At 59.8% G+C, this 16,191-nt stretch carries 19 protein-coding genes and 2 pseudogenes; 10 read left to right on the top strand and 11 right to left on the bottom strand.

Annotated features, from left to right (window positions below; translation table 11 throughout):
* Window positions 1–141 precede the first annotated feature (141 nt).
* On the top strand, window positions 142–417 hold the full coding sequence (locus tag ACST81_RS06155) for a DUF2934 domain-containing protein (protein ID WP_438751959.1): 276 nt from the start codon (window positions 142–144) through the stop codon (window positions 415–417).
* A gap of 66 nt (window positions 418–483) precedes the next feature.
* Here the strand turns inward: ACST81_RS06155 and ACST81_RS06160 are convergent, their stop codons facing one another.
* The 3 genes from ACST81_RS06160 to ACST81_RS06170 form a co-directional block, all read right to left on the bottom strand.
* On the bottom strand, window positions 484–654 hold the full coding sequence (locus ACST81_RS06160) for a hypothetical protein (protein WP_438751960.1): 171 nt from the start codon (window positions 652–654) through the stop codon (window positions 484–486).
* Between the two features lie 137 nt (window positions 655–791).
* Window positions 792–1,019 carry a hypothetical protein gene (locus ACST81_RS06165; protein WP_438751961.1) on the bottom strand — a complete coding sequence of 76 codons (228 nt, stop codon included), beginning with the start codon at window positions 1,017–1,019 and terminating at the stop codon, window positions 792–794.
* A gap of 116 nt (window positions 1,020–1,135) precedes the next feature.
* Entirely contained in the window at window positions 1,136–2,071 is a 936-nt protein-coding gene (locus tag ACST81_RS06170; RefSeq protein ID WP_438751962.1) for an AraC family transcriptional regulator, read from the bottom strand.
* Between the two features lie 221 nt (window positions 2,072–2,292).
* On the opposite strand from ACST81_RS06170, the gene ACST81_RS06175 reads away from it, so the two are divergent.
* Entirely contained in the window at window positions 2,293–3,333 is a 1,041-nt protein-coding gene (locus tag ACST81_RS06175) for an NAD(P)-dependent alcohol dehydrogenase (RefSeq protein WP_438751963.1), read from the top strand.
* A gap of 85 nt (window positions 3,334–3,418) precedes the next feature.
* On the opposite strand, the gene ACST81_RS06180 is transcribed toward ACST81_RS06175, so the two are convergent.
* The 3 genes from ACST81_RS06180 to ACST81_RS06190 form a co-directional block, all read right to left on the bottom strand.
* Window positions 3,419–3,781 (bottom strand): hypothetical protein, encoded by a 363-nt coding sequence (locus tag ACST81_RS06180; RefSeq protein ID WP_438751964.1) that lies wholly within the window; start codon window positions 3,779–3,781, stop codon window positions 3,419–3,421.
* 121 nt (window positions 3,782–3,902) lie between these two features.
* Window positions 3,903–4,367 carry an Lrp/AsnC ligand binding domain-containing protein gene (locus ACST81_RS06185; RefSeq protein WP_438751965.1) on the bottom strand — a complete coding sequence of 155 codons (465 nt, stop codon included), beginning with the start codon at window positions 4,365–4,367 and terminating at the stop codon, window positions 3,903–3,905.
* Window positions 4,368–4,402: 35 nt separating this feature from the next.
* Window positions 4,403–5,566 carry a M20 aminoacylase family protein gene (locus ACST81_RS06190; protein ID WP_438751966.1) on the bottom strand — a complete coding sequence of 388 codons (1,164 nt, stop codon included), beginning with the start codon at window positions 5,564–5,566 and terminating at the stop codon, window positions 4,403–4,405.
* Between the two features lie 164 nt (window positions 5,567–5,730).
* Here ACST81_RS06190 and ACST81_RS06195 point away from each other — a divergent pair, with 164 nt between their 5' ends.
* The 5 genes and pseudogenes from ACST81_RS06195 to ACST81_RS06215 all read left to right on the top strand — a co-directional run bounded on the left by ACST81_RS06195 (window position 5,731) and on the right by ACST81_RS06215 (window position 8,678).
* Window positions 5,731–6,810, top strand: a complete 1,080-nt coding sequence (locus tag ACST81_RS06195; RefSeq protein WP_438751967.1) for a D-alanyl-D-alanine carboxypeptidase family protein — start codon at window positions 5,731–5,733, stop codon at window positions 6,808–6,810.
* A 27-nt stretch (window positions 6,811–6,837) separates the two neighbouring features.
* Window positions 6,838–7,992 carry a CobW family GTP-binding protein gene (locus tag ACST81_RS06200; protein ID WP_438751968.1) on the top strand — a complete coding sequence of 385 codons (1,155 nt, stop codon included), beginning with the start codon at window positions 6,838–6,840 and terminating at the stop codon, window positions 7,990–7,992.
* A gap of 31 nt (window positions 7,993–8,023) precedes the next feature.
* Window positions 8,024–8,326, top strand: a complete 303-nt coding sequence (locus ACST81_RS06205) for a nucleotidyltransferase family protein (protein ID WP_438751969.1) — start codon at window positions 8,024–8,026, stop codon at window positions 8,324–8,326.
* Window positions 8,327–8,403: 77 nt separating this feature from the next.
* Window positions 8,404–8,490, top strand: a pseudogene (locus ACST81_RS06210) (hypothetical protein); the annotation flags it as partial.
* Window positions 8,491–8,579: 89 nt separating this feature from the next.
* Window positions 8,580–8,678, top strand: a complete 99-nt coding sequence (locus ACST81_RS06215; protein ID WP_438753403.1) for a hypothetical protein — start codon at window positions 8,580–8,582, stop codon at window positions 8,676–8,678.
* 14 nt (window positions 8,679–8,692) lie between these two features.
* On the opposite strand, the gene ACST81_RS06220 is transcribed toward ACST81_RS06215, so the two are convergent.
* The 5 genes and pseudogenes from ACST81_RS06220 to ACST81_RS06240 form a co-directional block, all read right to left on the bottom strand.
* Window positions 8,693–8,926, bottom strand: a complete 234-nt coding sequence (locus ACST81_RS06220) for a sulfurtransferase TusA family protein (protein ID WP_438751970.1) — start codon at window positions 8,924–8,926, stop codon at window positions 8,693–8,695.
* A 299-nt stretch (window positions 8,927–9,225) separates the two neighbouring features.
* A pseudogene (locus tag ACST81_RS06225) lies at window positions 9,226–10,635 on the bottom strand (L,D-transpeptidase family protein); the annotation flags it as partial.
* A 203-nt stretch (window positions 10,636–10,838) separates the two neighbouring features.
* A complete protein-coding gene (locus ACST81_RS06230; RefSeq protein ID WP_438751971.1) occupies window positions 10,839–11,792 on the bottom strand; it encodes an acetyl-CoA carboxylase carboxyltransferase subunit alpha in 954 nt (317 codons plus the stop codon).
* Window positions 11,793–11,869: 77 nt separating this feature from the next.
* Window positions 11,870–12,826 carry a site-specific tyrosine recombinase XerD gene (gene xerD / locus ACST81_RS06235; RefSeq protein ID WP_438751972.1) on the bottom strand — a complete coding sequence of 319 codons (957 nt, stop codon included), beginning with the start codon at window positions 12,824–12,826 and terminating at the stop codon, window positions 11,870–11,872.
* The gene (locus ACST81_RS06240; RefSeq protein ID WP_438751973.1) at window positions 12,823–12,972 is read right to left on the bottom strand and encodes a hypothetical protein; all 150 of its coding nucleotides are present in this window, start codon (window positions 12,970–12,972) and stop codon (window positions 12,823–12,825) included. The genes xerD and ACST81_RS06240 overlap by 4 nt, the downstream gene beginning before the upstream one ends.
* Before the next feature lie 158 nt (window positions 12,973–13,130).
* On the opposite strand from ACST81_RS06240, the gene ACST81_RS06245 reads away from it, so the two are divergent.
* Genes ACST81_RS06245 through ACST81_RS06255 form a run of 3 tightly spaced genes read left to right on the top strand, consistent with a single transcriptional unit; the run spans window position 13,131 to window position 16,175 of the window.
* Window positions 13,131–13,709 carry a shikimate kinase gene (locus ACST81_RS06245; protein WP_438751974.1) on the top strand — a complete coding sequence of 193 codons (579 nt, stop codon included), beginning with the start codon at window positions 13,131–13,133 and terminating at the stop codon, window positions 13,707–13,709.
* Between the two features lie 4 nt (window positions 13,710–13,713).
* On the top strand, window positions 13,714–14,847 hold the full coding sequence (gene aroB, locus ACST81_RS06250) for a 3-dehydroquinate synthase (RefSeq protein WP_438751975.1): 1,134 nt from the start codon (window positions 13,714–13,716) through the stop codon (window positions 14,845–14,847).
* The gene (locus ACST81_RS06255; RefSeq protein WP_438751976.1) at window positions 14,844–16,175 is read left to right on the top strand and encodes an HlyC/CorC family transporter; all 1,332 of its coding nucleotides are present in this window, start codon (window positions 14,844–14,846) and stop codon (window positions 16,173–16,175) included. The genes aroB and ACST81_RS06255 overlap by 4 nt, the downstream gene beginning before the upstream one ends.
* The last annotated feature ends 16 nt before the right edge of the window (window positions 16,176–16,191 follow it).

Below are 16,191 nucleotides of genomic sequence, written 5' to 3' on the forward strand. Positions count from 1 at the left end.
CCATGTGCATCGGTTTAAAAGCCAAGGTCTCTCTCCGAGACTTTGGCTTTTTCTTTGCACCCAGCGAAGCGCGCTTGCGGAACATTTCACGCCTGATTCGGTTGAGTTTCTCACCACGAAAACTGATGGAAGGATATTCATATGATGGATCGTGAAACCAAAATCAGGGAGCGGGCGCACAGGCTATGGCAAGAGGCGGGCTCGCCGGATGGGCAGGAGCATGCGCATTGGCTTCAGGCGGAGCATGAAATCGATCACGGCACCACCGACGGCGGCGGGATTGAGCCGGACGAGCGGCCGAACCTCGATGCGATGCGGGAGGCGGCTCGGCAGCGCAGCGATAGCTATGTCGTGGAAGCCGATCTGGAGGACGCCGATCAGCGCGAGGCGGCGGCAGGAACACGCGAGCAGCCGTGACCAATCGAGGCTGGCCGAAAAACAAAGGTTGGACCTGAAAAAAGTGTCAGGGTTCTTGGCGCGTTTCTACCGCGTGAAGAAATAGATCACGGCGCCCCAAAACATCAGGCAGAGAAGAAAGGCAATACCAAGAGCCTTCAGCCGCAGCGTCGGCGAAAAAGGACGCTTCTCTGCTCTCAGATCGCGGTGGTCTTCCTCGAATGCCGAATAGGCGTTTCTTGACTGGTGCCGCATCATGCGATCCTCCTATTGCTTGCGGTGAGGATATCGGGACCCGGTTAAGTGGCTGTCGAGAAGATGCTTAAAATTTGAACGATCATTGATATTGCCGGTGGGGATTGCCACCGGCAATCACCGTGATTATCGACAAATTCCTACGAATGCAGGATCTTTTCGATCATCGTGGTGAAATCGCCGCGTATGCCGCCAAGCTCGTAGACGCCGGTTTCCTCCACCTGCCGGCAGACGAAATTGACGCGGGCCTCATCGTAATCGAGCGCCTTGAGCAGCGTTTCCCGCAGGCCGACCGCTGTCAGCAATGTCGGTTCGCGCAGCAGTTGTCCCTGCCGCCAAGAGCTCAGTTTGACCGTCACTGGCATCATGTGGTGATTCTCTCCATTCCGGGCGCTTATCGCGAAGGAATGGCTCACCGTCGATCCCGAGGATTAGCGATGCCTTTGGCCTGAAAGCAGGGCTGCCGGCGGTTCTTGCCGTGGCATCAACCCTCGCTCAGCAACTCCATCCCGCCGGTCAGACGATCCATCAAGCTGCGGCGGACGCGACCGACATCGCGCAGCGGCGGCTCGCCGAATTGACGGGCATATTCGCGGCTGAATTGCGACTGGCTTTCATAGCCGACCTGATGGCCGGCCGAGCCGGCGTCCAGCATGTCCTCCAGCATCAGCCGGCGTGCTTCCTGCAAGCGCAACTGCTTCTGGTACTGCATCGGGCTCATGGCGGTGATCGCCTTGAAGTGATGATGCAGCGAGGAGACACTCATGCTCACCCGGCTTGCCAGGTTCTCGATCTTCAACGGCATCGCGTAGTGCTCCTTCAGCCAGATACAGGCGCGGCTGATCTGGTGCGACTGGCTCTCCGTTACCGCCATCTGACGCAAACGCCCGCTCTGCGGTCCGGTCAGCAGCCGGTAGATCATTTCCTGCTCGATGAGCGGCAGCAGCGCGGGGATATCGTCCGGGCGGTCGAGCAGCCGCAGCAGCCGGATAGCGGTATCCTCAAGCTCGGGCGTCACCGTGCTTACCGCCATGCCGCGCGCCACGGGAGTGCTGTTTCCGTCCGTCGCATGATCGAGCATGCCGGCGATCCGGTTGGTGTCGATCTGGAAGGTCATGCTGAGATAGGGCATGTCCTCCGATGCTTCGACGATCTGGGTGGTGACCGGCAGGTCGATCGAGGTCAAAAGGTAGTCCGTGCCACCATAACGCAAGACGTCGTTGCCCAGAACCACCTGTTTCGCGCCCTGCGCGATCAGTGCCAGGCTCGGCTTATAGGCACCGCAGGCCTTCATGCCGATTGCCGAGCGCCGATGGACGCTGAGGCCGGGAATAGCCGTAGGGTGGTCACCATCTTCCGTGGCGTAACAGGCAATGAGGTCGATCAACTCCTGACTGCGATAGGTTCTGGGATTTGTCATAATCGAAAGCCTTTCCAGTCATTTAGAATTCATTTCGCGTTTCCGAAATTAGTCATTCGAAACGGCATTTCAAAATGCGATTCCTGTCATTTGCAGGATTGTACAAGAATCTTGCAGGATTGCTCTAACGCCTTTTCTACTGCTGTTGCATAGTGCGCTCGGGGTGAAGCCGATCGTGCTTCCACGTCAAACCCCGTTTCACAGAATTAAAGGAGTGACCCATGGCCCTGGCAAGAGGATATGCGGCGACGGATGCGTCCAAACCGCTTCAGCCCTTCAGTTTCGAGCGGCGCGAACCCAATGATGACGACATCGTCATCGACATCAAGTTCTCCGGCATCTGCCATTCCGACATTCATCAGGTCCGCAACGAATGGGGCAATTCCAGCTACCCCATGGTGCCGGGCCACGAGATCGCCGGCATCGTCACCGCTGTCGGTTCCAAGGTAACGAAGTTCAAGGTCGGTAACCGCGCCGGCGTCGGCTGCTTCGTCAACAGTTGCACCCAGTGCGCAACCCGCGATCTCGACCTCGAGCATTACATGCCCGGCCTGATCGGCACCTACAATGCCTTCGAGGCGGATGGCGTGACCCCGACCTATGGTGGTTATTCGGACAGCATCGTCGTCAAGGAAGGCTATGCACTGTCGATCCCCGAAAACCTGCCGCTCGACGCGTCCGCGCCGCTGCTGTGCGCCGGCATCACGCTCTATTCGCCGCTGGTCCACTGGAAGGCTGGTCCCGGCAAGAAGGTCGCCATTGTCGGCATGGGCGGTCTCGGCCATATGGGCGTCAAGCTTGCCCATGCGATGGGCGCCGATGTCACCGTGCTCAGCCAGTCGCTGTCAAAGAAGGAAGACGGCCTCAAGCTCGGCGCCGATCACTATTACGCCACCAGCGACGCGGAAACCTTCAAGACGCTGGCCGGCACCTTCGATCTGATCCTATGCACGGTCTCGGCCGAAATCGACTGGAATGCCTATCTCGGCCTGCTGAAGGTCGACGGCTCGCTGGTCCTGCTCGGCATTCCGGAAAACGCCGTTCCTGTCCACGCCTTCTCGCTGGTTCCGGGTCGTAAGAACATTTCCGGCTCGATGATCGGCTCGATCAAGGAAACCCAGGAAATGCTGGATTTCTGCGGCAAGCACGACATCGTCTCGGAAATCGAGTTGATCCGCATGGATCAAGTCAACGAAGCCTATGAGCGCGTCATCAAGAGCGACGTCCGCTACCGCTTCGTCATCGACATGGCGACGCTCTGAGAGCGAAAGCTTGATAGCGCCCCTCCCTTGGACAGCCGGGGGAGGGGTCTGCTTTTGACTGCGCTATTTTTACGGCCTGAAGATATCAGTTGGCTTCCGTCAGCACCTCGGTGCCGGAGCCATCCTTGCCGGTGATGGTCCATTTGCCATCGAGCGTGCCGTCGCCATTGACCTTATAGACGACGAGGCCGATCGCGTCGCCGAGCATATAGGCGGCTGCGAACGCATCGCCGTTCAGCATGCAGACGCCGGATGACTTCGAGCCACCCGTGTCCCATTCGATGACGCAGGTCGTGTCGCTCGCCAGTGTGATTTCCACCGTGCCCTTATAGGGCGATCCGTCAAGGTTGGTGCCCTGAAGCGTATATTTCCCGGCATTGACGGTCTGTGCGTGTGCAGTCGAGACAGCCGCCAGCGAAAGCACGGCGGCAATGATGAATTTCCGCATTGAACCCCTCCCCCAAAAGCGCCCGATCATCGAGCGGCGGCGGGAGCCTAAGCGGAATCCGGGAGGTTTGAAAGGATCATCGATATATAGCCCAATTTTGGTGCATGAGCATTTCCGGCCGTCAGATCAACGGCAACGGTCCGTCGTTCTTGATCTCCTCCATGACAGCGTAAGTCCGGGTTTCCTTGACGCCGGGAAGCGTCCAGAGCACGTGGCCGAGGAAGTTGCGGTAGGCTGCCATGTCCTCGAAACGGGTCTTGACGAGATAGTCGAAACCGCCGGCCACCATGTGGCATTCGAGCACCGAGGGCGCCTGCTTGATGGCGGCGGCAAACTTGTCGAAGACTTCGGCCGTCGTCTTGTCGAGCATGACCTCGATGAAGACGAGCAGGCCGAAGCCCAGCTTGTGCGGATCGAGCCGCGCGCCGAAACCGGAGACATAGCCTTCCTTCAACAGCCGGCGTAGCCGTTCGCTGGTGGCGGTCGGCGAAAGGCCGATGCGGTCGGCCAGTTCCAGATTGGTAATCCGGCCATCGGCCTGGAGAATGTTGAGGATCCGCCGGTCGATCTTGTCTATCTCGTGCATGGCGCGATCCTCATGTCATCCTTCGGTCTGCAGGATCAGGCGGCCAGCCGCGTTTCGGCGAGCTTCACCCAGTAGGAGATGCCGTGCGGAATCGCCTCGTCGTTGAAGTCATAGGCCGGGTTGTGCAGGCCGGCGGTTTCGCCGTTGCCGATGAAGATGAAGGCGCCTGGACGGGAAAGCAGCATGTAGGAAAAATCCTCGCCACCCATCATCGGGTCGAGATCGCCCGAGACCTGGCTTTCGCCGGCTATATCGGCTGCCGCCGCCAGCGCATAATTCGTCTCCTGGCGGTGATTGACCGTGACCGGATAATTGCGACCGTAATGGACCCTAGCCTTGGCACCATAAGCAGCGGCAAAGGTTTCGGCGATCTGCTTGATGCGCTGTTCGGCAAGGTCGCGCACCTCCGGCATCAGGGTGCGCACAGTGCCGGCAAGAATGGCCTGTTCCGGAATGATGTTATGGGCAAAGCCGGCATTGAACTTCGTCACCGACACGACGACGGATGCCAGCGGATCGACGGTGCGCGAGGCGATGGTCTGCAGCGCATTGACGATCTGCGAACCGATGACGATCGGGTCCACAGTCTTGTGCGGCTGGGCCGCATGGCCGCCGCGACCGTCGATGGTGATGGAGAATTCATCGGTCGACGCCATGATCGGGCCGGGGCGCGTGCCGAACTGGCCGAGCGGCATGCCCGGCATGTTGTGCATGCCATAGACCTCGGCGATGGAGAAACGCTCCATCATGCCGTCCTTGACCATCTCGTTGCCGCCGCCACCACCTTCTTCGGCCGGCTGGAAGATCACAGCGACGGAACCCTTGAAATTGCGGGTTTCCGAAAGATATTTGGCGGCACCGAGCAGCATGGCGGTATGGCCGTCATGGCCGCAGGCATGCATCTTGCCTGATGTCTTGGAGGCCCACGGCTTGCCGCTGGTTTCCGTCATCGGCAGCGCGTCCATGTCGGCACGCAGGCCGATGGTGCGGCCTTCGCCGAGATTGCCCTTGATCAGTCCGACGACGCCGGTGCGGCCCATGCCCGTCACGATTTCGTCAACGCCGAATTCCCGCAGTTTCTTTTCGACGAAAGCTGCCGTATTTTCGACGGCGAACAGCAGTTCCGGATTCGTGTGGATATGGCGGCGCCATTCTGTCACTTCGTTTTGAAGTTCGGCTGCGCGGTTCAGAATAGGCATTGTTCGTTCCTGTCGGTCCATTGCGGGCATGGGATACGGGATTTTGGCATCGACGTTTAAAGAATGGTCTTTGCCATCACCTCGCCATATAGGTTAAATAGCCGGACGATACGAGGCAATTCCCGAAATTTCGAGGTTTGATTGTGGTGACAACTGGAATTCGTATGGGTGGCAAGGTGAAACTCCTGGCCGTTCTGGCAGGCGCGGGCGCGTCGTTTCTGGCCGCTGTCCTGCCGGCCGCCGCCAATCCGAAACTGGTTGTCGACGTCAACTCGCTGAAGGTCTTCGAGCAGCAGGAAATCTACCAGAAATGGTATCCGGCCTCGCTCACCAAGCTGATGACCGCCTATACGACGTTTCGCGCACTGAAATCCGGCCAGTTGACGCTGGAATCACCGGTGGTGATGTCGAAAAATGCGGCCGGCGAACCGCCGAGCAAGATGTTCTACAAGCCCGGTCAGGCGCTGACGCTGGACAGCGCGCTGAAGATGATGCTCATCAAGTCGGCCAACGATATCGCCGTTGCGATCGGCGAGACCGTTTCAGGCTCCGAGCCGGCTTTCGTCGCGCAGATGAATGCCGAGGCGCGGCGCATCGGCATGTCGTCGTCGCATTTCGTCAACCCGAACGGTTTGCCCGGCCCCGGCCAGTACACCACGGCGCGCGACCTGGCGGTTCTGGCGATCACCATCAAGCGTGAATTTCCGCAATACGCGCCCTATTTTGCTTATGAGGGTTTCACCACCGGCAAAAAGAATTATCCCAATCTCAACATGCTGATCGGCCGTTTTGACGGTGCCGACGGCATGAAAACGGGCTTCATCTGCGCCTCCGGTTTCAACCAGGTCTCGTCTGCCACCCGTGGTGGCCGCAGTGTCGTTTCGATCGTTCTCGGCGCGGACAGCCTCGGTGGGCGCGCGGATGAATCGGCCCGCCTTTTGCAACTCGGCCTGACCTCGAGCGGTGGCGGCAAGCCCGGCCTCGGGCAGATCGCCCCCTATGGCGAAGGCCGCGAGACCGTTGCCGATGTCAGCAAGGAAATCTGCAATCCGAAGGCCGCCAAGATCCGTTCGGAAAACAAGGACGAGGTTGGCCGCCAGAAGCTGCTGTCGCCCTATATTCATGAGATCAACCGGCCGCTGAATCTCGTTGCGGCAGGACTCATTCCTGGCGCCGACAAAGGCAAGGGCGCGAAGGGCGAAGTCGCTGACGTGCCGATCCCGACACCGCGCCCCGTATTCTAAATCCAGCATAATCCGATCGGATAGTTCATGAGCCCTGTTCTCAATGCCGTGCCGGTATCGATCCTTGCCGGGTTCCTCGGTGCTGGAAAAACCTCGCTTCTCAACCGGTTGCTGAAGGATCCGGACCTCACCGATACCGCCGTGATCATCAACGAGTTCGGCGATGTCTCGCTCGATCATCTTCTGGTCGAAGCCTCCAGCGACGGCATTATCGAACTGTCGGATGGCTGCCTTTGCTGCACGGTACGCGGCGAACTGGTCGATACGCTGGCCGACCTGATGGACCGGATGCAGACCGGCAAGATCAAGCCGCTGAAACGCGTCGTCATCGAAACCACCGGCCTTGCCGATCCGGCACCCGTGCTGCAATCGGTGATGGGCAATCCGGTCATCGCGCAGAGCTATCGGTTGGACGGGGTGGTCACCGTCGTCGATGCGGTCAACGGCCTGTCGACGCTCGATCATCATGAGGAAGCGGTCAAGCAGGTCGCCATGGCTGACCGGCTGGTGATCAGCAAGATGTCGCTGGCAATTCCGGACGCCGTCATTGACCTCAAGGTCCGTCTGCGGGACCTCAATCCGCGCGCGCCGATGATCGATGGCGATCTTCCGGAAGCCGGCAAGGCTGAACTCTTTCACTGCGGTCTCTATGATCCCGCGACCAAGATCGCCGATGTCGGCCGTTGGCTGCAGGACGAGGCGGCTGCTGATCACGATCATGACGACCACCACCACCATCATCACGACCATGATTGCGGCCACGATCATCGTGGACATGACCACCATCACGACGCCAATCGTCATGGAGCCGATATCCGCTCGTTCAGCATCGTCCATGACCGGCCGATCGATCCGATGGCACTGGAAATGTTCATCGATCTCTTACGATCCGCCCATGGCGAAAAGCTGCTGCGGATGAAGGCAATTGTGTCGATGTCGGACAATCCCGACAGGCCGCTGATCCTGCATGGGGTGCAGACCGTGTTCCATGCGCCGCAGCGTATGGCGGCCTGGCCGGACCCCGCCGATCGCCGCACGCGCATGGTGCTGATCACCAAGGACCTGCCCGAGGCCTTCGTGCGAGACCTGTTCGACGCCTTCACCGGCAAGCCGCGCATCGACCGTCCGGACCGGCAGGCGCTGGAAGACAATCCGCTGGCGGTGCCGGGACTGCGACTTTAACAAAGTCGACCGAACTGCTAGGATCATGCTCATGGATCGTCGTGATGTCATCGTCCGTTTGAAAGCTGCCGAACCTGCTATCCGAGCGCGAGGTGTGGCAGCGCTTTACCTTTATGGATCGTATGCGCGGGACAACGCCCAACCTGACAGTGACATTGATATTCTGGTGGAATTTGAAGTTGATCGAGGGTCGGGACTTCAAGGGTTCATGGCGCCATACCGCGTTTTGGAGGACCATTTTCCCGGCATGACATTGGTTATGGGACACGCGAGACGCTTGTTGCGCACTATCGATCCCATATCGAGCAAAGCGCGATACGGATTTTCTGAATGACATCGGCCAAGCTACCTGAAGTTCGCCTTCGACATATGTTGGAAAACATTGATGGAATTATCGCCGCAACAGCGGATATGAGGCCAGCCGAAGTTGCAGAAAGCTCTCTGGTTGTCCGTGCGGTCGAAAGATCCATTCAGATCATTTCAGAGGCCGCCAAGGAATTACCGTCGGACCTACGCTCATTGGCACCGGAGGTACCGTGGCGTGAGATCATCGGGATGGGAATCTGCTGCGGCATGAATATTATCGGATTCGGGAAGATGACCTCTGGAATATCCTGCACGTCCATTTGCCGCAGCTTAGGCCCGTCGTGCTGAATCTTTTGGCCCACCTTGAAGACCCGCGCTGAGCAGCGCCATAGCGTCATGCCTTACGGATAACGAAGCGATGGCCGGTGGCGAGCGTTTCGGATCGTTCCAGCCGGTGGCCGTCCTCGTTGCAGAAATGCGGGATATCGATGATCGCCAATGGATCGGTGGTTTCCACGGTGATCAGTGTGCCGGGAGCAAGCGTCAGCATACGCTTACGCGTCCGAAGGACCGGCAAGGGACATTTCAACCCCTTGAGGTCGTAGACCAGGCTGGTTTCCTCGGGCATCAATTGCCCCAGATTTTCCAGAATGGACGTTTCTTCGGCTGCTCGGCCACGACCTGCTCGACGGCAGGCGCGGTGTCCGTTGCGGCAGCATTCTGGCCGGTAGTTGCTGCCGGCTTCACGGCTGTTTCGGTCTTGGCCTTGGCAACCGCCTGCGGTTGTTGGGCGGTCTTTGCGACGGGTTCCTGGTCGGCGTTCGGCTGTTCAGCGGTCGTGTTGACAGGCGCTATAGCCACCGGTGTCACGGTCTGCGAAGCATCACCCTTCGAGAACAGGCTTCCCCAGAAGCCTTTCTTTGCCGGTGGGGTCTGTTCCACGGATGCCTGCTGAAGCGTTGCGGCATCCTGTGCTGCCGCGTCTGATGGTTTGATGGCGGTTTCGGTGGCCACGGTCTTTGCCTTGGCCGCGGTCTCTGCCGCCTGTGCGGTGGCTCCATCCGCATTCTGGTCCGTTGGGCGCAACTCCTCGGGGGTCGTCGGCTCCAATGTCTGGGGCTGCGATCCATTCTTTGTAAACAGGCTCCAGAAGCCCGTCTTCGTCGTCGTCACCTGCTCGGTGGAAGCTTGCTCGACCGGACGCGGCAGCGGGTTCTGGGCTGGAACCGGTACGCTCTTGCCGCCGCGTGTGCTCTTTTCGAGTTCCGCGGTCTGCAGTTCGATCGCCTTCTTGGCTTCAGCGAGTTCCGCGCGACGGGCTTCGAGTTTCGCGAGGTCCTCGGCTTTCATCAGCTTGCCCGCGTCGATGGAACGGCCTGTCGGCGCATAGGCGAGTTCCTTGCCGACGCGATCCTTGGCGACGATCGCCTTGCGCTCGCCTTCGCTCGGTTCGTACCATACCATGCCGTCGTATTTCTTCAGGGCCTTGGCATAGTCGTCATCGTATTTCTTGTTGTAGTTCGCCAAGGCCACCTGCATCGTCGATGGCGTCGACATGGCCGGGCACTGTCCCGCCGGGCTGAACTTGCCGTCGGTCTGCTGGTTGAAGACATACTTCTTTTCGCAGATATTGACTTCCGGCGGCCGCTTGGTGATCTCGAACTGGTCGTAGCCGGTCTTCAGCATCTTCCAGAATTCGATATGCGGGCTGTTCTTGTGACGCGCCATGTTTTCGGCCGTCATGCGGAAGGGCAGGGCCTGCAACTGGATCGACTGCTGGCCGCCCTTATAGGCATCACGCGCCAGCGCAAAGATTTCCTGCATCTGTTCGTCGGTCATAGAATAGCAGCCGGACGACGAGCAGGCACCATGGATCATCAGGTTCGTGCCACGGCGACTGTTCGCCTGATCGTAGCGGTTGGGGTAACCTGTATTGATGGCGAGATAATAGCTGGAATTCGGGTTCATCTGCCCGGGGTTGATCGGATAGAAGCCTTCTGGCGCCTGCCGGTCGCCTTCCTTCACCTTCGGGCCGAGCTTGCCGGACCAGGCGCAGATCTTGTACTCGCGTAGCTTGGCAAAGCGATTGGTGGCATCCGCCTTCCAGATCTCGAGCGCACCTTCTTCCTTGAAGATGCGGATCATGATTGGCGAAGTCTTCGGCATGTTGGCCGAATGCATGTTCGAAACGATCCTGCCGGAAAGCTCGTAGGTCGTCTTGTTCCTGACGCTCCTGATGTCGACCTCGGCCTTGTCGAACGTGTCGAGAGTCTCGTTCGTGCAGCCGGCAAGCAGTGCGGCAAAGGCAGCGGTGGCAACGAGATGTGTCAGACGCATCAGCAAAGGCCCATCAAGAAAACGATCGAACGCGGAATTTCCCGCAGGGCGGACCGCAGGGAATCAATACGTCCTTATACTTCACAAAATATTAACCTTGCAGAGCCGCCTTGCCCCAACCGTTCCAGAGCGCAGGAATATGGCCAAGGTTGGACGTCAAGCCGAGTTTGCCGCGCCCAGCCCGTGGAATCCATCAAATATCTTTAAAGCTGGCGGCCTATGCTCAGATATTTCTGCCGGCGGTCGGAGCGCAATTGCTCGCCCGTGCGGCCGGAAAGCTCTTTCAGTGCGTCGGCGATGACCGTGCCGGTCTTCTCGATCACGGCATCCGGATCGCGATGGGCGCCGCCGACGGGCTCGGTAATGATGCCGTCGATGATCCCCAGCGATTTCAAATCTTCCGCCGTGATCTTCATGTTGGTCGCGGCTTCCTTGGCGCGGGTACTGTCGCGCCAGAGGATGGAAGCAGCACCTTCCGGCGAGATGACGCTGTAGATCGCATGTTCGAGCATGTAGACGCGGCTGCCGGTGGCAATGGCGATGGCGCCGCCAGACCCGCCTTCGCCGATGACGACGGAGATGATCGGAACCTTCATGTTGAGGCACATTTCCGTCGAGCGGGCGATGGCTTCCGCCTGGCCGCGCTCTTCCGCGCCGATGCCGGGATAGGCGCCGGCGGTGTCGATCAGCGTGATCAGCGGCAAGCCGAAGCGATCGGCCATTTCCATGACGCGGATCGCCTTGCGATAGCCTTCCGGACGGGCGCTGCCGAAATTGTGCTTGATACGCGATTTGGTGTCATTGCCCTTTTCCTGGCCGATGACGGCGACCGGCGTGCCGCGAAAGCGCGCCAGACCAGCCTGGATCGCCTCGTCATTGGCGAACTTGCGGTCGCCGGCAAGTGGCGTGAATTCGGTAAAGAGGCTGGCTGCATATTCCTGGAAATGCGGGCGCTGCGGATGGCGCGCGACCTGCGTCTTCTGCCAGGGGTTAAGCTTGGAATAGATTTCGGCCATCGCCTCGCGGGCGCGCACTTCCAAGCGCTCGACCTCGTCCGTGGTGTCGATGCTCTCATCTTCACTGGCAATCTTCTTCAGTTCGTGAATCTTGCCTTCGAGATCGGAGATGGGTTTTTCGAAATCGAGATAATTGTGCATGTGATGCGTTTCCGATCATATTGCGCCAGTGTTCGCGGACATGATGAGCCAAGTCGACGCGAAGGGTTCTGGCGCTCCTAATCCTGTTTTTTCGCCTGTTTGGCAAGGGGGTGATGGTTTTGGACCAGCTGATGAAGCCGCTCTTCCAGTACATGGGTATAGATTTGTGTCGTTGAAATGTCCGAATGTCCGAGAAGTTCCTGGACGGCGCGCAGGTCAGCACCATTGGCGAGCAAGTGGCTGGCGAAGGCATGGCGCAGGACATGCGGTGAGATTGCCGCCACACGGATGCCGGCGCGGGCGGCCAGATCCTTGAGATCGCGGGCAAAGACCTGGCGCGGCAGGTAGCCGGCCTTGCTTGAGGAGGGAAACAGCCAGGGGCTTTCCGGCGCCGGTGTTTTCTGGGCGGCGTTGTCGCGCGCCATCGCCTCGCCATAGGCCTGCATCGCCCGGATTGCCGAATGGGAGAGCGGCACCAACCGCTCCTTGTTGCCCTTGCCCTTGATGACGAGGAAACGTCCGTTTTGTGCCAGCACCGAGGCGGGCAGGGAGACGAGTTCGCTGACGCGCATGCCCGTCGCATAGAGAAGCTCGATCAGCGCGTGCATGCGCAGCCGCGCCACCGGATCGTTGCTACCCGCTGCCGCCTCCTGTTCCGCCTGGCCGATCAGCTTCGACACATCGTCGACGCTGAGAATCTTCGGCAGGGTGCGAGCCTTTTTCGGCGCATCGAGAATGCCGGTGGGATCGTCGGTGCGCAGGCCTTCGGCATAAAGAAATTTGTAGAATTGCCTGAGCGCCGAAAGGCGGCGCGCCTGAGAGGATGCCTTGAAGCCCTGTTCAGCCAGATGCGAGAGATAGGCGCGCAGATCGTCGGAGCCCGCTTCGGTCGGCTTGATGCCGCGCTGCTTCAGGAACGAATAGGCGTCTTCCAGATCGCGCTCATAGGACAAAAGCGTGTTGTTGGCGGCGCCGCGTTCGGCGCTCATCATCTCCAGGAAGGATTCCATATGGGCGGCGGAAAGGTCGATCATGGCGTTTTGTTGATCCTTTCCGAGGGGATGCGGATGGTCACGTCGCGCTCGACCGGATCGACGAAGGTCACCAGCGCCACCATGGTTCCGTAAATCACCCCGGCAACAAGGGCGCAGATGAACAGGAACCGGAACAGGGTGGGCATTTTCAAATCCTCGACTGGTCGTCACTATGACCACGGCTGTTGGCAAGCGCAAGAACGACGGTTTTACAGTCGGTTTCCTTGTCTCATCTATGAGGCCATGTCTTGACGCTTCCCGCTGATTTGTCGATACCGGAAGAGAATGGGGAAATTGAAACTGCATGAGCGACGTGATCGAATCGGTTTCGGAGGCGCTGATCAGCCAGGCGAAGGCCGCGCTGGGGCGACGCAACCTCGTCTTCGTCGGTCTGATGGGGGCCGGCAAGTCGGCGATCGGCCGGCTGACAGCGGCTGCACTTGGCGTTCCCTTCGTCGATTCCGACCATGAGATCGAGCGCGTCTCGCGCATGACGATCAGCGAACTCTTCGCCGCCTATGGCGAAGACGAATTTCGCGCGCTGGAAGCACGGGTGATCAAGCGGCTGCTGCATTCCGGCCCGCGCATCGTCTCCACCGGCGGCGGCGCCTATATCAATGAGCGCACCCGCAAGCATATCAAGCGCCATGGCCTGTCCGTCTGGCTGAATGCCGAACTCGATGTCCTTTGGGAGCGGGTCAACAAGCGCGACACGCGCCCTCTGCTGAAGACCGAGAACCCGAAGCAGACGCTCGAAAACCTCATGCACGCCCGTTATCCCGTTTATGCGGAAGCGGATCTCACCGTGCTGTCCCGTGACGTCAAGAAAGAAGTGATGGTGGAAGAGGTTCTCGCCGCCCTCGTCAACATGCCGAAGAAGTGAAGCCATGACCACTGCCAGCCCGTCCGCTTCCCAGAAAACCGTTCGCGTTGATCTGGGTGACCGCTCCTATGACATCCTGATCGGCCCGGGGCTGATCGCCACGGCTACTGCCGAAATTGCAGGACGGCTGAAGGGCCGGCGGATGGCCGTCATCACCGACGAGAACGTCGCGCCACTCTATCTCGAACCGCTGATGGCAAGTCTCAAGGAAAAGGCCATCGACGCAGTCTCGCTCGTTCTTCCTGCCGGCGAAAAGACCAAGAGCTTCGAGCATCTCATTCCGGTCTGCGAGGCGATCCTCGGCGCCCGCATCGAGCGCAACGATGCGGTGATCGCGCTCGGTGGCGGCGTTATCGGCGACTTGACGGGGTTTGCCGCCGGTATTGCCCGGCGAGGCTCGCGCTTCATCCAGATCCCGACCTCGCTTCTGGCGCAGGTGGATTCCTCCGTCGGCGGCAAGACCGGCATCAACTCGCCGCACGGCAAGAACCTGATCGGCGTCTTCCACCAGCCGGACCTGGTGCTGGCCGATACGGACGTGCTCGATACGCTGAGTCCGCGCGAATTCAAGGCCGGTTATGCCGAGGTCGCCAAATACGGCCTGATCGACAAGCCGGACTTCTTCGACTGGCTGGAGAAGAACTGGCAGGCCGTCTTTGCCGGCGGTGACGCCCGTATCGAGGCGATTGCCATCAGTTGCCAGGCCAAGGCCGATGTCGTCGCCGCCGATGAACGCGAGAACGGTCGCCGCGCTCTTCTCAATCTCGGTCACACCTTCGGTCATGCGCTGGAAGCAGCAACGCAGTATGACGGCGCGCGGCTGGTGCATGGCGAAGGCGTGTCGATCGGCATGGTGCTGGCCCATCAATTCTCGGCGCGCATGAACCTCGCGAGCCCCGACGATGCGGTGCGGGTCGAGGCGCATCTGAAGACAGTCGGCCTGCCGACGCGGATGAACGATATTCCGGGCGGCCTGCCGCCGGCCGAAACGCTGATGGATGCCATCGCCCAGGACAAGAAGGTGAAGGGCGGCAAGCTGACCTTCATCCTGACGCGCGGCATCGGCCAATCCTTCGTCGCCGATGATGTGCCGGCCTCCGAGGTCCTCTCCTTCCTCAAGGAGAAGCACCCGGTATGACAGCGGAAGGCGTTCTCGGCTTTCTGGCAGCGGAGTGGCCGGTTCTGGCCACGATTCTCCTGCTCGTCGCCTGTTCGGCCTTCTTCTCCATGGCCGAAACCGCGCTTGTGAACGCCTCGCAGGCGCGCATGCATGCGCTGGAAGCCAATGGCGATGACCGGGCGCGCCTCGTCACGGAACTCAATACAAGGCAGGACAGGCTGATCGGCACGCTGCTGCTCGGCAAGAACATCGTCAACATTCTTGCCGCGACGCTGGCGGCCGAGCTGTTCATTCCGTCCTTCGGTTGGTGGGGCGTGCTTTACGCGACCCTGACGATGACATTCCTGCTGGTCATTTTTTCGGACGTCCTGCCCAAGAGCTGGGCGGTGGCTTCGCCGGATCGCTTAGCCCGCGCCATGGCCCCTGTCGCCCGCTTCTTCGTGGTTGTGCTCGGGCCTATATCAAGCCTCGTCAACCGCTTCGTCCGCATTATTCTCGGCTCTTTCGGCTACGAGTTTTCAACGGAAAGGCCGATGTTGACGGCGCATGAGGAACTGCGTGGCGCTGTCGATTTCCTGCATCGTGAAGGCGCGGTCGTAAAGGCCGACCGTGACCTGCTCGGCGGCGTGCTCGATCTTGGCGAGCTTGAAGTCTCCGATATCATGGTTCATCGCACGTCGATGCGCGGCCTCAATGCGGACGACCCGCCGGCGGTCAATGTTCGCGCCGTGCTCGAAAGCCCCTACACCCGCATGCCGGTCTGGCGTGGAGCGACAGACAACATTATCGGTGTCGTCCATGCCAAGGATCTTTTGCGCGCGCTCGCCGAGCCGGACGTCGAGCCGGACAATCTCGATATCAGCCGGATTACGCAAAAGCCGTGGTTCGTGCCCGATACCACCAATCTCAAGGATCAACTGAACGCGTTTTTGCGCCGCAAGGCACATTTCGCCATCGTCGTCGACGAGTATGGTGAGGTGCAAGGGCTTGTGACGCTGGAGGATATTCTCGAAGAGATCGTCGGCGATATCTCCGACGAGCACGACCTTGAAATTCAGGGTGTGCGGCAGGAAGCCGATGGTTCGGTCGTCGTCGATGGGAGTGTACCGATCCGCGATCTCAACAGGGCACTGGACTGGAACCTGCCGGATGAGGAAGCGACCACGGTCGCTGGCCTGGTCATCCACGAGTCGAGGACGATTCCGGAGGAACGTCAGGCCTTCACCTTCTATGACAAGCGCTTCATCGTCATGAAACGTGTGAAGAACCGGATCACGCAGCTTCGAATCAGGCCGGCGGAAGATGTGGTGATGCCTCCGCCCCTCAAGAGAGGCGAAGGCACGTAAGTCAGGCGGCAGTTGA

The sequence above is a fragment of the Pararhizobium sp. O133 genome, from assembly GCF_051669845.1.
In the GTDB taxonomy this organism is placed as follows: domain Bacteria; phylum Pseudomonadota; class Alphaproteobacteria; order Rhizobiales; family Rhizobiaceae; genus Pararhizobium.

Excerpts from the sequence above, each read along its gene's own strand:
- ACST81_RS06190 (WP_438751966.1), bottom strand. The coding sequence starts at position 5,566 with ATGCCTATTCTGAACCGCGCAGCCGAACTTCAAAACGAAGTGACAGAA.
- ACST81_RS06240 (WP_438751973.1), bottom strand. The coding sequence starts at position 12,972 with ATGCCCACCCTGTTCCGGTTCCTGTTCATCTGCGCCCTTGTTGCCGGG.
- ACST81_RS06245 (WP_438751974.1), top strand. The coding sequence starts at position 13,131 with ATGAGCGACGTGATCGAATCGGTTTCGGAGGCGCTGATCAGCCAGGCG.
- aroB (WP_438751975.1), top strand. The coding sequence starts at position 13,714 with ATGACCACTGCCAGCCCGTCCGCTTCCCAGAAAACCGTTCGCGTTGAT.
- ACST81_RS06230 (WP_438751971.1), bottom strand. The coding sequence starts at position 11,792 with ATGCACAATTATCTCGATTTCGAAAAACCCATCTCCGATCTCGAAGGC.
- ACST81_RS06160 (WP_438751960.1), bottom strand. The coding sequence starts at position 654 with ATGATGCGGCACCAGTCAAGAAACGCCTATTCGGCATTCGAGGAAGAC.
- ACST81_RS06220 (WP_438751970.1), bottom strand. The coding sequence starts at position 8,926 with ATGCCCGAGGAAACCAGCCTGGTCTACGACCTCAAGGGGTTGAAATGT.
- xerD (WP_438751972.1), bottom strand. The coding sequence starts at position 12,826 with ATGATCGACCTTTCCGCCGCCCATATGGAATCCTTCCTGGAGATGATG.
- ACST81_RS06175 (WP_438751963.1), top strand. The coding sequence starts at position 2,293 with ATGGCCCTGGCAAGAGGATATGCGGCGACGGATGCGTCCAAACCGCTT.
- ACST81_RS06165 (WP_438751961.1), bottom strand. The coding sequence starts at position 1,019 with ATGATGCCAGTGACGGTCAAACTGAGCTCTTGGCGGCAGGGACAACTG.
- ACST81_RS06195 (WP_438751967.1), top strand. The coding sequence starts at position 5,731 with ATGGGTGGCAAGGTGAAACTCCTGGCCGTTCTGGCAGGCGCGGGCGCG.
- ACST81_RS06155 (WP_438751959.1), top strand. The coding sequence starts at position 142 with ATGATGGATCGTGAAACCAAAATCAGGGAGCGGGCGCACAGGCTATGG.
- ACST81_RS06170 (WP_438751962.1), bottom strand. The coding sequence starts at position 2,071 with ATGACAAATCCCAGAACCTATCGCAGTCAGGAGTTGATCGACCTCATT.
- ACST81_RS06185 (WP_438751965.1), bottom strand. The coding sequence starts at position 4,367 with ATGCACGAGATAGACAAGATCGACCGGCGGATCCTCAACATTCTCCAG.
- ACST81_RS06180 (WP_438751964.1), bottom strand. The coding sequence starts at position 3,781 with ATGCGGAAATTCATCATTGCCGCCGTGCTTTCGCTGGCGGCTGTCTCG.
- ACST81_RS06205 (WP_438751969.1), top strand. The coding sequence starts at position 8,024 with ATGGATCGTCGTGATGTCATCGTCCGTTTGAAAGCTGCCGAACCTGCT.
- ACST81_RS06200 (WP_438751968.1), top strand. The coding sequence starts at position 6,838 with ATGAGCCCTGTTCTCAATGCCGTGCCGGTATCGATCCTTGCCGGGTTC.
- ACST81_RS06255 (WP_438751976.1), top strand. The coding sequence starts at position 14,844 with ATGACAGCGGAAGGCGTTCTCGGCTTTCTGGCAGCGGAGTGGCCGGTT.